Annotated in this window: 11 protein-coding genes; 8 read left to right on the top strand and 3 right to left on the bottom strand. The window is 33.5% G+C overall.

Annotated elements, in window-relative coordinates; translation table 11 throughout:
- The first annotated feature begins 41 nt into the window (after nucleotides 1-41).
- Nucleotides 42-920, top strand: coding sequence for a lysophospholipid acyltransferase family protein (locus tag Q0857_RS12045; protein WP_298535583.1), 879 nt, complete (start codon nucleotides 42-44; stop codon nucleotides 918-920).
- 1 nt (nucleotide 921) lies between these two features.
- Here the strand turns inward: Q0857_RS12045 and Q0857_RS12050 are convergent, their stop codons facing one another.
- Nucleotides 922-2460, bottom strand: a complete 1539-nt coding sequence (locus Q0857_RS12050; protein ID WP_298535585.1) for a sulfatase — start codon at nucleotides 2458-2460, stop codon at nucleotides 922-924.
- A 206-nt stretch (nucleotides 2461-2666) separates the two neighbouring features.
- Complete coding sequence (gene glmM, locus Q0857_RS12055; RefSeq protein ID WP_298535587.1) at nucleotides 2667-4058, bottom strand: phosphoglucosamine mutase; 1392 nt, start codon at nucleotides 4056-4058, stop codon at nucleotides 2667-2669.
- 75 nt (nucleotides 4059-4133) lie between these two features.
- On the opposite strand from glmM, the gene Q0857_RS12060 reads away from it, so the two are divergent.
- The 3 genes from Q0857_RS12060 (at nucleotide 4134) to Q0857_RS12070 (ending at nucleotide 7202) form a co-directional block, all read left to right on the top strand.
- Entirely contained in the window at nucleotides 4134-4727 is a 594-nt protein-coding gene (locus Q0857_RS12060) for an acyl carrier protein phosphodiesterase (RefSeq protein ID WP_298535589.1), read from the top strand.
- Nucleotides 4728-6419, top strand: coding sequence for a gamma-glutamyltransferase (ggt, locus tag Q0857_RS12065; protein ID WP_298535591.1), 1692 nt, complete (start codon nucleotides 4728-4730; stop codon nucleotides 6417-6419).
- A 96-nt stretch (nucleotides 6420-6515) separates the two neighbouring features.
- Nucleotides 6516-7202 carry a hypothetical protein gene (locus Q0857_RS12070; protein WP_298535593.1) on the top strand — a complete coding sequence of 229 codons (687 nt, stop codon included), beginning with the start codon at nucleotides 6516-6518 and terminating at the stop codon, nucleotides 7200-7202.
- 10 nt (nucleotides 7203-7212) lie between these two features.
- On the opposite strand, the gene Q0857_RS12075 is transcribed toward Q0857_RS12070, so the two are convergent.
- On the bottom strand, nucleotides 7213-7737 hold the full coding sequence (locus Q0857_RS12075; protein WP_298535595.1) for a hypothetical protein: 525 nt from the start codon (nucleotides 7735-7737) through the stop codon (nucleotides 7213-7215).
- Between the two features lie 125 nt (nucleotides 7738-7862).
- On the opposite strand from Q0857_RS12075, the gene uvrA reads away from it, so the two are divergent.
- The 4 genes from uvrA to Q0857_RS12095 all read left to right on the top strand — a co-directional run bounded on the left by uvrA (nucleotide 7863) and on the right by Q0857_RS12095 (nucleotide 16948).
- Entirely contained in the window at nucleotides 7863-10694 is a 2832-nt protein-coding gene (gene uvrA, locus Q0857_RS12080) for an excinuclease ABC subunit UvrA (protein ID WP_298535598.1), read from the top strand.
- Between the two features lie 33 nt (nucleotides 10695-10727).
- Nucleotides 10728-11417, top strand: coding sequence for a TIGR00730 family Rossman fold protein (locus Q0857_RS12085; RefSeq protein WP_298535600.1), 690 nt, complete (start codon nucleotides 10728-10730; stop codon nucleotides 11415-11417).
- A gap of 123 nt (nucleotides 11418-11540) precedes the next feature.
- Nucleotides 11541-14366, top strand: a complete 2826-nt coding sequence (locus tag Q0857_RS12090) for a metalloprotease (protein ID WP_298535933.1) — start codon at nucleotides 11541-11543, stop codon at nucleotides 14364-14366.
- A 170-nt stretch (nucleotides 14367-14536) separates the two neighbouring features.
- Complete coding sequence (locus Q0857_RS12095; protein WP_298535935.1) at nucleotides 14537-16948, top strand: thiamine pyrophosphate-dependent enzyme; 2412 nt, start codon at nucleotides 14537-14539, stop codon at nucleotides 16946-16948.
- Nucleotides 16949-16978: the final 30 nt, after the last annotated feature.

A 16978-nucleotide genomic window follows, 5' to 3' on the forward strand; every position in this document is an offset into this window, starting at 1 on the left:
AATTTAATATATATTTGTCGGTACAAATCTAAAACTAAATAATGCAATTACTAGCTTATATTATTGTTTATCCATTTTTATGGTTGATTTCATTATTACCTTTTAGAATATTATATGGGATATCAGACTTTACATTCGTTTTCATCTATCATATTTTCGGATACAGGAAAAAAGTCGTTACGAACAATATAAAATTAGCTTTTCCTGAGAAAAGTGATCAGGAAATTGCTTCTATTCGAAAAAAATTCTATCATCACTTTTGTGATATGCTCATTGAATCAATAAAATCGATTACTGTTTCTGAAAAAGAAATTATTAAGAGGTATACATTCCCGAATGTTGAAGAAATTCATCAACTAGAAAAAGAAAACAAAAGTATTGTCTTGATGATGGGACATTACGGTAGCTGGGAATGGATTTTTATTTTACAAAAACATGTAAACTACATTGGCTATGCGGTTTACAAACAATTGAGTAATAAGTATTTTGATAAGTTAGTAAAACGAATTAGAGCACGATATAACAGTTATTTGATTACAACAAAAGAAACTTTTCCTACTCTTATCAAGGCAAAACGTAACAACGAGTTAACTTTTAACGGTTTTGTTTTTGACCAGTCTCCCAAAGTAGATAAAGCCATGCACTGGCAAAAATTTATGGGCATAAAAGTACCTGTTCACGTTGGCGCAGAAATATTGGCCAAAAGATTAGATATGGTAACACTCTTCTTAAAAGTAAGAAGAGTGAAACGTGGTTATTATGAGGCTACTTTTACTGATATTATCAGAAATCCCCGGGATTATAAAGACTTTGATATAACAGATCAATCATTAAAAAGAGTTGAGGAACAAATTCGTGAAGCCCCTGAATTCTATTTATGGACACATAAACGCTGGAAACATGGCAAATTTGACGAGTAACCTATTTGACCGATGCTTCTACAAAATCTGGATTTTCTAATATTATTCCGTCTTTCTGTGCTTTCATATAAACAGCTTTTGAAGGCCTAGGCCTTAGACGATATTTTGTAGGCAAACCTGTTTCCCTAAAGAAATCATCTGGGGTTCTTTCCTTCGGTAAAAAATCGTTGCTTTCTGTTCTAGTCGTTTTTAAACGATCTCGCATCTCGCTTAACGTTACTTCGTAGTCAGTATTTTCTACCAAATTATTGAGCTCAAAAGGATCTGCAACTATATCAAAAAGTTCTTCTTTATCTCTAGGTTTTTTAAAGCATTTTAGTTGTGCCTCAGTAAGTGTTCCTTTTTTGTATTCTTCTAACATGCTTTGCCAACTACGGCCTCTATTAACATCTGCAGATGGTGTATCAGGAAGGTCGTCATAAAAATTCTTTACGTACTTAAATTGTTTTGTTCGAATAGCTCGGGTATAGTCCTCGTAATCGTGAAAATGATCCTCAGCGTAAATTTGATCTCGAATCTCTTTTGAAGTGTCTTTCAACATCCCTGAAAAATCAAAACCTTCAAATTCAGCAAGAGGTTTAAGTCCTGCTACTTGCATTAATGTTGGTGCAATATCCACCGAACTAATCAAATTATTATTTACAGAACCTCCTTTAATCTCACTTGGCCATTTCACAATCCACGGCGTCTTTATACCTCCATCGTAAAGTGTTGTTTTATCTCTTGGAAACGCTCTACCGTTATCTGCTATAAAAATTACCATTGTATTTTCAGCAACGCCTTGCACTTCCAATTCCGCAACAACTTTTCCTATATAATCATCCATTCTTGAGATTTCATCATAGTACAAACTATAGTCCTTCTTTACTAAATCTGTATTTGGAACATAAGGAGGCAAAGTAACATCACTTGTATCATGCACTTTAGGGCAACTATTATCATCATAAAAAGGGCGATGTGCATCAAATGAGGCTAACCATGTAAAAAATGGTTTATCTTTTGGTCTCTGCTTTAAAAGACTAATCCATTCATCACACCCACTACCATCACCTTTTAGTTTTCTATCTAAACCAATTGGCGCGTCTAGCCATTGCATTTCTAAAAGTGCATCAAAATCATCCCTAACAGGGTCTCCCAAATGATATTTGCCCGCTAAACCAGTCCAATAACCAGCATCTTTAAGTTGTTGTACAAATGTTTTTTTATAGTCTGGCAATGGCCACGATAATTGTTCTGCATCTGTATTATGCGGGTACAACCCTGAAATAATACTAGTTCTGCTTGGGCTACAAGAACTTGTAGTTAAAAATGCTTCAGTAAAACGCATCCCTTCTTTTGCAAGTTTATTTAAATTTGGTGTTTTTACATTGGGGTGTCCATAGGCACCAATATCATTCCAACTTACATCATCAGCGATAATTAACACAATATTGGGTTGGTTAAAAACGACTTCCTCTTTTTTTTGAGGCTTACAAGAACTAACCAACAAAACAAGCACTAAAATATTGAATATTACGGATGGTATTTTTAAGTGAAACATATTTGATTAAATGTTTTTAGTTGAATAAATATATGTTTTTAAAGTCTCAAACTATAGCAGCAATCAAAAATTGACCATAAGTAGCATAAATTTGAACTATGTTTACCTTTCATCATTATTTTCTAAAACAAACGTCTTAGCCTTTTAAAACAATAAAAAAAGCGCATGTAAATGCGCTTTAGTAATTTAAAAAAACATTGTCTTTTTTAACTTTGAGCTATAGCTCCAATTTCTTCAATAAACTTATCTCCTAAAGTATCTGCTTCTTCTTGAGATTTAGCTTCAGTATATATTCTAATAATGGGTTCTGTATTACTTTTACGTAAATGTACCCAGCTTTCAGAAAAATCAATCTTTACCCCATCAATAGTTGTTAATTGTTCGTTCTTATAACGTTCTTCTATTGTTTTAAGAATGCCATCAACATCCAAATCTGGTGTTAATTCTATTTTCTTTTTACCCATAAAGTAACTAGGATATGTTTTTTTTAGTTCGCTAACACTCATTCTCTTATCGGCCAACAAACTTAAAAACAAAGCAACACCTACTAAAGCATCACGACCATAATGAGAATCTGGATAAATTATACCACCATTACCTTCACCACCAATTACAACCTTATTTTTCTTCATTAAATTAACAACATTCACTTCTCCCACCGCACTTGCTTCGTACATACCACCATGTTTTTCGGTAACATCTTTTAATGCTCTTGTGGAACTCATATTACTCACTGTATTTCCTCCAGGTGTTTTGCTCAATACATAATCTGCACATGCAACCAAAGTGTACTCCTCTCCAAACATATCACCATTTTCATCCATAAAGGCTAGACGATCAACATCAGGGTCTACTACTATTCCAAAATCGGCATTATGTTTTTTTACAGCATCAGATAAATCTGTTAAATGTTCTTTTAAAGGTTCTGGATTATGTGGAAATTCTCCATTAGGTTCACAATATAACTTTACCACATCAACACCAAGTCGTTCAAGCAATAGTGGAATAGCAATACCTCCTGTTGAATTTACACCATCAACAACCACTTTAAAACGCTCTTCCTCAATAGCTTTTACATTAACCAGATCTAAATCAAGAACTTCGATAATATGTAAATCGATATAGGCTTTATTTCTTGTTATTTTACCTAAACTATCTACGTCGGCAAAACTCATAGCGTCGCTCTCAGCAATATCAAGAATTTTTGCACCTTCAAAGGCGTTTAAAAACTCGCCTTTTGCATTTAAAAGTTTTAAAGCATTCCATTGTTTTGGGTTATGACTTGCTGTTAAAATAATACCGCCGTCAGCGTGTTCCATTGGTACTGCTACTTCAACCGTTGGTGTTGTAGACAATCCAACGTTTACCACATCAATTCCAAGTCCAACAAGTGTATTCATGACTAAATTCTGGATCATTTTACCAGAAATCCTAGCATCTCTTCCAACTACGACTTTATAATTATCTTTTTGGCGTTGTTGCTTCAACCAAACCCCATATGCAGATGCAAACTTAACCGCATCAATAGGTGTTAAATTTTCTCCAACTTGTCCGCCTATTGTTCCTCTAATTCCTGAAATAGATTTTATTAGTGTCATAACATGTTTATTTTATCGAGCAAATATAATATTTCAAAGTCGGAAATCTTAAAACGGATTTCGTAAATTTCACAAATGAATTATTTAGCGCACATTTATCTTTCTGGAGATAATGACTTAGTAACTATAGGGAATTTTATTGCTGATGGCATTAAGGGTAAAAGTTATAAAGACTACTCTAAAGATATTCAGGTTGGCATACTTTTACATCGTTATATTGACTCTTTTACCGATAGCCACAAAACCGTAAGACAAAGTACAAAACGCCTTCATGAAAAATACGGTCATTATTCTGGAATCATTGTAGATATTCTATATGATCATTTTTTAGCTAAAAATTGGTATAAGTATTCAGACATCCCCTTAAAAAAATATATTGAATCTTTCTATGATTCTCTGTCAGAACATTACAATATTTTGCCCATTAGAATTCAAAAAATGATGCCTTATATGTTGGCTGATAATTGGCTTTTAAGTTACGCATCAATAGATGGTATTGGTAGGGTTTTGGAAGGTATGAATAGAAGAACCAAAAACAGATCAAGTATGAATGAAGCCGTAATTGAACTTAAAGAATTTTACAAAGAATTTGAAAATGAATTTTCCATTTTTTTTGAGGAGTTAATATCAACTTCGCAAAAAAAACTACTCGAACTTAACCAAGATTAAATGTTTAAAAGCCTTTTTCATCTTTTAGCTATTATAGTCGTTTTATCTTCTTGTAAAGGAAATGGAAAACCTCATAAAACAGGGGTCATAACAAAAAATGCTATGGTCGTATCTGCTCGTATTGAGGCTTCTCAAATAGGAAGCTCTATTTTAAAAAAGGGTGGCAATGCATTTGACGCCATGATAGCTACTGAACTTGCATTGGCAGTGGCTTACCCCTATGCTGGTAACTTAGGTGGTGGTGGTTTTATGGTTTACAGAAAATCCACTGGCGAAGTTGGAGCCCTCGATTATCGTGAAAAAGCACCTTTGGCCGCTACAAAAGATATGTATCTTGATAAAAACGGAAATGTTATTCCAGAAAAAAGTACTATTGGAGCCATGGCTGTTGGTGTACCCGGAACTGTTGCAGGTGTATTTACCGTACATGAAAAGTTTGGATCCCTTCCTATGAAAGACATTTTAAAACCTGTTATAGCTCTTGCTTATAAAGGTGTAGTAGTCACAAAAAAACAAGAAAAAAGGATAAAAAAGTATCAACCTCTATTTCTTAAAGCAAATAAAGACTCCATCATATTAGATAAACATTGGAAAACAAATGATACTTTAAAATATCCTGTTTTAGCAAAAACCTTAGAGCGTATTTCAGAATATGGGAAGGATGGTTTTTATAAAGGAGAAACAGCCAAAGTTTTAGTTCAATTTATTCAAGAAAATGGAGGTATTCTTACCGAAGAAGATTTAGCAAAGTACGAAGCAAAATGGAGAACTCCGATATCTTTTACCTACGATGATTTAAGAATTATATCTATGTCTCCCCCTGCGAGTGGCGGTATTTGTTTGGCACAAATTATGAAAATGATAGAACCTTATCCCATTAACAAATATGGGCATAATAGTATAAAAGCTATTCAAATTCTAGCCGAAGCAGAACGGCGTGCTTATGCCGATAGGAGTTATTTTTTGGGTGATCCAGATTTCGTTGATATTCCTGTGAAAGAATTAATCAGCGAAGATTATGCTAAAAACAGAATAGCTGATTTTTCATTTGATCATGCCACGCTCTCTTCGTCAGTATCTCATGGAAATATTCAAATTATAGAAAGCGATGAAACTACGCATTACTCCATTATTGATCAATTTGGAAATGCCATTTCTGCAACTACAACTTTAAATGGCGCCTATGGTTCTAAACTGTATTGTTCTGAGCTAGGTTTCTTTTTAAATAATGAAATGGACGATTTTAGCAGTAAACCTGGAGAACCGAACATGTTTGGACTTATTGGTGCCAAGGCTAATAGTATCGCTCCAGAAAAGCGCATGCTAAGTTCAATGACGCCAACTATTGTAGAAAAAAACGGAGAATTACTTATGTCTGTAGGAACTCCAGGAGGTTCTACCATTATTACTTCTGTTTTGCAAACTATACTCAATGTTCATGAATTCAAAATGTCTATGCAAGAGGCTGTTGACGCTCCGCGCTTTCATCATCAATGGCTTCCTGATGAAATTAGAATGGAACCTAATTCATTTGATAAATCATTAACTCGAAAATTGGAATTACTAGGATATAGCATTAATGAGGAACGCACCCCCGTTATTGGCAAGGTCGATGGAATACTTGTTTTAAAAGACCAAGGGTATGAAGGTGGCGCAGATCATCGAGGTGATGATGCCGCTGTCGGTTTTTGAGCTTTTTCTTTTTATAACAGCATTGTAATTAATAGTTTAGATCTCGCTCAAATTTGCAGGCTTAGAAGTTTTATGAAAACAAAACCAAAAAAAATATTGAAAATAATTACTGGAATCATTGTGTTTTTTACACTTCCCAGTTTACTTTTATTTGGTTTTATCTATTTTAAATATAACGAAGAGTTGCCTCAAGGTATTTCAGGTAAAGAGGCTGATACTCTTGCTTATAAAATGCTTGAAGCTTTAGATTTTGAAGCTTTTAAAAAGACAGTACACCTGGAATGGACATTCAAAAAAAGAAGGCACTATGAACTAGATAAACTAAACAATACTTGTGAAGTTTACTGGAAAGCTAACAAGGTTATATTGGATTTAGATGATTACAACCAAAGCAAAGTGTTTATTCATGGTTTTAGAAATGAAAGCGAAATGGCTGAAGAACTCATTGCAAAAGCTCTAAACTATTATAATAACGACTCCTTCTGGGTGTTAGCACCTTATAAAATATTTGATAAAGGGACTGTACGTGAATTAATAAAAACAACTGATAATCAAGACGCCCTTTTAGTAACAATGGCTTCTGGAGACTCCTATTTATGGTTACTTGATGATAACTATAAACCAAAGGCGTTTAAGATGTGGACCTCCAAACTCCCTATTGACGGCTTAGAAGCCTCATGGTCTGATTGGAAAACCACACTAAATGGAGCTCAAATCCCAACATTTCATAAGTTTTTATTTTTTGGATTGGAAATAACAGATATTAAAGGAACGATAAATTAAATAATCATTTTCACTTACTTCTTTGCCCAACAAAATTATGGCTCTTAGATTTAAACAACACATTAAAGCTTGTTAAACTACCATATATTCTTGTAATATACTGCTGCAAATCAATTTTTCCTTGTTCATCTAAATCACTAGAATTGATCCGTTGTTCCATAACTCGCAATCGATCTCTAACCATTGTTATTTTATGAAAAAACTTATCAATGGGTAGCTCATATGGTTTTAAACTATCATCTGCAGGTTTTAAAACAAGAGTTCCTCCTTTGTATTTATCTGAAATAGGAACAACTTCACTAACATCGCTCCATGTTTTTAAAATCTGAACCAAACTGCTTTCTACTTCAGAAAAACTAATAGTATCTACATCACCATCTGCAGTTTCTATAACATCAAAATCACTATCTAAATCAATAGTTTCTAAACCATTATCGATAAAAGTCACCCAATAATGCTGTGATGTTACATTAGTAACTACCCCTTTTCCGTATTCAGAATGATTAATTCTAGATCCTATTCCTAATAATTTCATATGTCAATATTTATTTATTTTGTTCAAGCAAAACACCAATTAATACTTACAATAATAACAAATCTGAAATAAAACTTCACAAGAATTTAACATCTAAAATTGTACCTTTGCACTTTTGTCAATTTATGAGCCAATTCAACGATTTTATTGAAGTTAAGGGAGCTAGAGTACACAATCTTAAAAATATTGATGTTTCTATTCCTCGAGAAAAACTGGTAGTTATTACAGGTTTATCTGGAAGCGGTAAATCTTCCTTGGCTTTTGATACCATTTATGCTGAAGGGCAACGTCGTTATATTGAAACATTTTCTGCTTATGCGCGCCAGTTTTTAGGTGGTTTGGAGCGCCCCGATGTTGATAAAATTGATGGGCTCTCTCCTGTTATAGCCATTGAGCAAAAAACAACAAGTAAATCACCAAGATCTACGGTTGGCACGATTACAGAAATTTATGACTTTATGCGCTTGTTATTTGCTCGAGCCAGCGATGCTTATAGTTATAATACAGGAGATAAAATGATTAGTTATAGTGATGAGCAAATTAAAGAACTCATCACGAAAGACTTTAAAGGCAAACGCATTAATGTATTGGCTCCAGTTGTACGTTCAAGAAAGGGGCATTATCGAGAATTATTTGAACAAATAGGAAAACAAGGTTTTGTAAAAGTAAGAGCAGATGGCGAAATACGTGATATTGTAAAAGGTATGAAATTAGACCGATACAAAACTCACGATATTGAAATTGTGATTGATAGATTGGTTATTAATGATAATGTTGACAATGATAAGCGGCTTACTGAAACCATTAATACAGCCATGTACCATGGAGAAGATGTACTTTTAGTTATAGATCAAGACACTAACGAAACTAGATATTTTAGTAGAAGCTTAATGTGCCCTAGTTCTGGGATTTCTTACCCAAACCCAGAGCCTAATAACTTCTCTTTTAATTCACCCAAAGGTGCTTGCGATAACTGTAACGGCATTGGTGATTTATATCAAATTAATGAAGCTAAAATTATTCCAGATGATAGCATATCAATTAATGCGGGAGCTTTAGCTCCCCATGGAGCAGAAAAAAACAGTTGGATTTTTAAACAGTTTGAAACTATAGCGCAGCGATTCAATTTTAAGTTAACCGATGCTTATAAAGATATTCCGGAAGAAGCAAAACAGATGATTCTTTATGGCGGAAATGATAAGTTTTCTATCGAAAGTAAAACTTTAGGGGTTACAAGAGATTATAAAATTGACTTTGAAGGGGTTGCTAATTTTATTGAAAACCAGTATAAGACAGCCGAATCTACTTCCTTAAAACGATGGGCTAGAGATTTTATGGATAAAGTGACTTGTCCGGTTTGTGAAGGCTCAAGGCTAAAAAAAGAGTCGCTTTACTTCAAAATAAACAATAAAAACATAGCAGAACTCGCCAATACCGATATTGTAGAGTTAGCCGATTGGTTTAATGATTTGGAAAATCATCTTTCTAAAAAACAATTAAAAATAGCCGAAGAGGTTGTTAAAGAAATTAAATCGCGTTTACAGTTTTTACTAGATGTTGGATTGAATTACTTGTCGTTAAACAGAAGCTCTAAATCTCTATCGGGTGGTGAAGCACAACGCATTAGACTAGCTACACAAATAGGTTCTCAGTTGGTTGGAGTGCTTTATATACTTGATGAACCTAGTATTGGTTTACATCAACGAGATAATGAAAAACTAATAAATTCGCTTGTTTCCTTGAGAGATATTGGAAATTCAGTAATAGTCGTTGAGCATGACAAAGATATGATTGAGCGTGCAGACTACGTTATTGACATTGGACCTAAAGCTGGGAAACACGGAGGAGATATTATTAGTATTGGAGACCCAGAAGAATTAAAAACGCACGATACTTTAACTGCAGATTACCTTAACGGAAATAAAGAAATTGAAGTTCCAAAAAAACGCAGAAAAGGAAACGGAAAAGCTGTAGAACTTAAAGGATGTACGGGAAACAATCTAAAAAATGTATCGGTTAAATTTCCTTTGGGTAAAATGATTGGTGTTACAGGTGTTTCAGGTAGCGGGAAATCTACATTAATTAATGAAACACTATACCCTATTTTAAATGCGCATTATTTTAATGGAGTTAAAAAACCCATGCCTTATAAAAGTATTAAGGGCCTAGAACATATCGACAAAGTCATTGATATTAATCAATCTCCCATAGGAAGAACTCCAAGAAGTAACCCTGCTACTTATACCGGCACTTTTAGTGAGATAAGAGCACTATTTGCAAAAATCCCCGAGGCCATGATAAGAGGATATAAACCAGGAAGGTTTAGCTTTAATGTAAAAGGTGGACGATGTGAAACTTGTCAAGGTGGTGGTTTACGTGTTATAGAAATGAACTTTTTGCCAGATGTTTATGTGGAATGTGAAACCTGCCAAGGCAAAAGATTTAACAGAGAAACGCTAGAAATTAGGTACAAAGGTAAGTCTATAAGTGATGTGCTTAATATGACCATAAACGAAGCTGTTGATTTCTTTGAACACATTCCTAAAATTTATAAAAAACTTAAAACAATAAAGGACGTTGGTTTAGGTTATATTACACTAGGCCAACAAAGTACGACACTTTCTGGAGGTGAAGCGCAACGTATAAAGCTTGCTGCAGAATTATCCAAAAGAGACACGGGAAATACGTTCTATATTTTAGACGAACCCACAACTGGTTTACATTTTGAAGATATAAGAGTGTTAATGTTAGTTCTAAATAAATTGGTGGACAAAGGTAATACTGTACTCATTATAGAGCATAACCTTGATGTTATTAAAACAGTAGACCATATTATTGATATTGGCTATGAAGGTGGACAAGGTGGCGGACAAATAGTAGTTGAAGGAGTCCCTGAGGCAATTATTAATCATAAAAAAAGTTACACAGCAAAATTCTTGAAAAAAGAACTTAGCTAGTTATTATCTTTATTGAAAAAGAAAATTGAAACTATGAGAAAAGAACAACATCACAAAGGTTGGAACGAAATTAAAACAAATGATTCCTGGGCTATTTTTAAAATCATGGGAGAATTTGTTAACGGTTTTGAACGTATGAGTAAAATTGGACCTTGTGTTTCCATTTTTGGTTCTGCTAGAACAAAACCGGATCATAAATACTATAAGCTTGCTGAAAACGTTGCCAAAAAGATTGTTGAAGCTGGATATGGCGTGATTACTGGAGGTGGACCAGGAATAATGGAGGCAGGAAATAAAGGGGCGCACTTAGGAGGAGGAACTTCGGTAGGATTAAACATAGATCTTCCATTTGAACAGCATGACAATCCTTACATAGATCCTGATAAAAGCCTTGATTTTGATTACTTTTTTGTGCGTAAAGTCATGTTTGTAAAATACTCCCAAGGATTTGTAGTTATGCCTGGTGGTTTTGGCACATTAGATGAGCTTTTCGAAGCCATCACTTTAATTCAAACTCATAAAATAGGTAAGTTCCCAATCATTCTTGTTGGTACAGATTTTTGGGAAGGCCTAATGGACTGGATTAAAAAAACACTTTTAGAGTCTTTTTCGAATATAAGCGCTAAAGATTTAGATTTGATTCACCTTGTAGATACGGAAGAAGAAGTTATAGATATTCTTGATAATTTCTATAAAGAATCTGGTTTGAGTCCAAATTTTTAATTTGAATCTAAATATTTCTATTTGGTATTGCAATAACATAGGTAAACCCTGAAACCACTATATTTTACTATATTGCACCGCCTTTCATGAATCTATTAACCTTAAATATTTTTGTTATTGAGAATGCGTTTTTTTAATTGTACTATTTTCTTACTAATATCCTACCTTAGTTTTAGTCAAAATAAGATTGACGTAAAAGCGGTATTCGATATTGAAAATAGAACTATTAAAATATCTCAAACCATTCAATATCAAAATACTACCGAAAGCGAACTGGACACTATTTACTTGAATGACTGGAGTAATAGTTATTCAACTAAACAAACTCCATTAGCCATCCGCTTAGCAGAGGAATACAATAATAGCTTTCACCTTGCTAAAAATGAGGATCGCGGATATTCAGTGGTTTCATCTATAAAGCAAAATAATCAGGATCTTACTTTTGAAAGATTAAAAAACCAAAATGACATAATCAAAGTTGAGTTAAATGCCCCATTAAAACCTGAAAGCTCTTACACCATAAAACTTGAATATTTAGTTCAAATACCAAATTCAAAATTTACAAGCTACGGTATTACAAATCGAGGTGACCTCAATTTAAGGTACTGGTATATAACTCCTGCTGTATATAATGGCGAATGGCAATATTATAGCAATAAAAATCTAGATGATTTATATATTCCTAAGTCGGATATTTCTTTAGAATTAGAGTACCCTGTAAACTACAAAATAACTTCAGATTTAAATATAAGTAAAAGCACGCAAACCAATAACAAACAGGTAGTTAAACTAATTGGAAAAGATAGAAATACTAATAAATTATTCTTAAGTGCAGATTCAAAATTTCAAAATCTTAGAAGTGATAATTTAGAGATTATTTCAGACATAAATTCTAAGGATATAGAAGTTTTAGACAAAGTTCTCATTATGGAAAGAGTTACAGAATTTATTTCTAAAAATTTTGGTGACTATCCCCATGAGAAACTTTTATTAACAGAAATTGACTATTTAAAAGATCCTATTTATGGTTTAAATTTTCTTCCAAAATTTATTAAACCCTATCCAAATAACTTTCAATATGAATTAAAAATATTAAAGATTGCACTGCACAATTATTTAGAAAACACACTTCTTCTAAACCCAAGAAAAGAACAATGGCTTCTTGATGGTATTCAAATTTTCTATGCCATGAAATATGTAGATACGCACTACCCTGATATGAAATTTCTGGGAACTATAGCTGATACATGGTTAATTCGATCTTTTCACGCAGCAGACATGAGTTTTAATGATAAGTATGTTCTTGCTTATATGCTTATGGCTAGAAGTAATAGAGATCAAGAACTAACCAAAGCATCCGATTCATTATTAAAGTTTAATAAAAATATTGCAAACAAATACAAAGCTGGTGTGGGGCTTAGGTATCTTGATGACTTTGTTAATCAGGATATTGTTGAACGGGCTTTAGAGACATTTGTTAGAGATAATAAATTAAACCCCACCTCCACAAAAGATTTTGAAAGCTATTTAAAATCGTTAACAAAGAAAGATATTGATTGGTTTTTCAAGGATTACTTAAGTACAAGTAAGAAAATTGATTTTAAAATTAAAGATGTAATTAAAACAGAAGACTCGGTAACTCTTACTATAAAAAATAAGAGAAATAACAACATGCCCGTTTCTTTATATTCGCTAAAAAATGACAGTATTGTATCGAAAATTTGGGTAGAAAATATTTCAAGCGAAAAGACGATAACCATCCCAAGAAACGATGCAAATAAACTAGTACTAAACTACAATAATAGAATTCCTGAAATAAATTTAAGAGACAATTGGAAATCTTTAAAAGGTTTCTTTTTCAACAATAAACCTTTACAAGTTCGACTGGTTAAAGATATTGAAGATCCTTATTATAATCAGGTGTTTTTAATGCCTATAATCGAATTCAATAATATCTACGACGGCTTAACTTTAGGGGTTAAAGCCTATAACAAAACGCTACTAAAAAAGCGCTTTAATTACAAAATCGCACCTAAATATTCAATCGGGTCAAATGCACTAACAGGTTCTCTTTCGGCCTATAACACGCATTACTTAGAAAATAGAGATCTTTATAGCATCAGGTATGGTCTTGCAGCAAGCTATAGTTCATATGCCGAAGACTTGTTTGTAAGGAAAATAACTCCGTTGTTGATGTTTAGGTTTAGAGAAAATTCAGACTTTAGATCTAATAAGAATAAAACAATATTATTTAGATATGTTGATATTCACAGAGATGAAGACATTAATAATATATTAACCTCTAACGAACCTAATTATTCTGTTTTTAATGCAAGATACACGCATTCCAACGACAACCTTATCACCTATAATAGGTGGTATACAGATTTTCAATTGAGTAGTGAATTCAGCAAATTAGCTTTTAATTATGAATATAGGCACTTATTTGAAAACAACAGACAGCTTAATCTAAGGTTCTTTGCAGGAACCTTTCTGTCTAATAAAGTAGATCCTAATTCAGATTATTTCAGTTTCGCATTGGATAGACCAACTGATTACCTTTTCGATTATAATTATTTAGGGCGTTCTGAGTCAACGGGGCTATTCAGCCAGCAATACATTCCCGCAGAAGGTGGTTTTAAATCAAAATTAAATCCCGCATTTTCCAATCAATGGATAACCACCTTAAACACGAGTACCACTCTATGGCGATATGTTTTGCTCTATGGTGACCTTGGTTTTGTTAAAAATAGAGGCGAATCTTCAAAATTTGTGTACGACTCTGGAATTAGAATCGATCTTGTCACTGACTATTTCGAGATATACCTTCCTATTTATTCTAATTTAGGTTGGGAAATGGGACTACCTAACTATGCGCAAAGTATAAGGTTCCGTTTTACGCTTGATCCAAAATCGCTTTTAGGTCTATTTAGGCGGCGTTGGTTTTAGCTTTATAAATTAATTATAATCAATTTTTATTCCATAACGTTGAATAATATTCATTAAAAACACGATTATTGAAGTAATTTTAAATATTTATCAACGATTTAGACATCCTTTTAATTGTAGAAAAGACAAACTTTACCTACTTTTGCATGAGCAGAAAAGCATCTCCAACTATGCAAACCATAACCAACTTGAAAAACAACTTGTCATTTGAAGATTTTAAAACAGAAGTCATAAATGATTATAGAATTGCTGTTATAAGTCGTGAATGTAGTTTGCTTGGAAGAAGAGAAGTTCTTACAGGTAAGGCAAAATTTGGAATATTTGGTGACGGTAAAGAATTACCTCAATTAGCTATGGCTAAGGCTTTTTTAAAAGGAGACTGGAGATCTGGTTATTATAGAGATCAAACCTTTATGATGGCCATTGGAGCAATGACACCTGAACAATTTTTTGCTGGATTATATGCCAATACTAACTTAGAGTTAGAACCTATGTCTGCTGGACGACAAATGGGTGGTCATTTTGTTACGCATAGTTTAAATGATAATGGTAGTTGGAAAGACTTGACTACACAATATAATTCAAGTGCAGACATCTCTCCTACTGCAGCTCAAATGCCAAGACTTCTTGGTCTTGCGCAAGCTTCAAAAATATTTAGGGAGGTTAAAGGGATAAATACTTCTGGTTTCTCGGTAAAAGGAAATGAAGTGGCTTGGGGAACTATTGGTAATGCAAGTACTAGTGAAGGTTTATTTTTTGAAACTATAAATGCTGCTGGTGTTTTACAAGTTCCAATGATTGTTAGTGTTTGGGATGACGAATATGGCATCTCTGTACATGCAAAACATCAAACTACAAAAGAAAACATATCTGAGGTTTTAAAAGGTTTTCAGCGTGACAAAGACTCTAAGGGTTATGAAATCTTGAGAGTAAAAGGTTGGGATTACGCTAACTTGGTTGAAACTTACCAAGAAGCTTCAGCAATTGCAAGAGAAGAACACGTACCTGTTTTAATTCATGTTTTAGAATTAACACAACCGCAAGGACACTCAACCTCAGGTTCTCATGAACGTTACAAAAGTGCCGATCGCTTAGAGTGGGAAGCAAATCATGATTGCAATTTAAAAATGCGGGAGTGGATTATAGAAAGTGGAATTGCAACCAATGAAGCCCTTACTGAAATTGAGAGAGCAGCTAAACGAGACATAAGGCAAGCTAAAAAGAGCGCATGGAATACCTTTTTAAAACCTATAAAAAGGGAACAACAAGAAATTATCCCTCTTTTAAAACAGGTTGCTCAACAAAGTAGCAATGGGGTTTTTATCACCAAACTAATTGAAAATTTAGCCAAAATTGATGAACCTACCAGGAAGGATATTTTATCTCATTCTAGAAAGGTTTTAAGGTATACTATTGGAGAAACATTTGAGGCGAAACAAAAACTTCATTCATGGATTAATCAAATGTTTGAGACTGTTCAGCCCAAATTCAGCTCACATCTATATTCTGAAACCCAAGGTTCTTCTGTTCGAATAAATGAAGTTAAACCGAGTTATGATGAAGATGCTGTTCCAGTTGATGGGCGTATCATACTTCGTGATAATTTTGATGCTATTTTTAATATGTATCCTGAGGCCCTTGTATTTGGAGAAGATACAGGAAATATTGGTGATGTAAACCAAGGTTTAGAAGGTTTACAGGAAAAATATGGTGAGTTAAGAGTAGCCGATACTGGAATTAGAGAAGCTTCTATAATTGGACAAGGTATAGGTATGGCGCTACGTGGCTTAAAACCCATTGCCGAAATTCAATATTTAGACTATATACTTTATGCCATTCAAATAATAAGCGATGATTTAGCTACTACGCATTACAGAACAAAAGGCAAACAAAAGGCCCCTCTTATTATTAGAACAAGAGGTCACAGGCTTGAAGGTATATGGCACTCCGGTTCGCAAATGGGTGGGATATTAAACTTAGTTAAGGGTGTTAACTTACTGGTTCCAAGAAATATGACTAAGGCAGCGGGCTTTTACAATACGCTTTTATTAGGTGATGATCCTGCTATTGTTGTAGAATGTTTAAATGGGTACAGACTCAAAGAAAAAATGCCAAATAACCTTGGAACGTTAAAAACCCCTATAGGAGTTGTAGAAACGGTAAAAGAAGGTACAGATATAACAGTTGTTTCATATGGTTCCACTTTGCGTATTGTTGAGGAAACAGCTAAAGAACTTCAAGCAGTGGGTATTAATATTGAAATTATTGATGTACAATCCTTAATTCCGTTTGACTTAAATAAAGACATTGTGAAGAGTATCTCCAAAACTAATCGAGTTATGATTATAGATGAAGATGTTCCTGGTGGTGCTTCAGCCTATATTTTAGACGAAATTCTTAATAAACAAGACGCGTTTAAATATTTAGATAGTTCACCTAAAACGTTAACGGCAAAAGCACACAGACCTGCTTATGGTAATGATGGTGACTATTTCTCAAAACCTTCAGGAGAAGATATCTTTGAAGCCATTTATGATGTTATTCACGAACTAAGCCCTAGTCATTATCCTAAACTAAGATAATTACCATTTTAATTGCAATGGTTTTTATAT

Source organism: uncultured Algibacter sp. (genome assembly GCF_947495925.1).
GTDB lineage: Bacteria > Bacteroidota > Bacteroidia > Flavobacteriales > Flavobacteriaceae > Algibacter_E.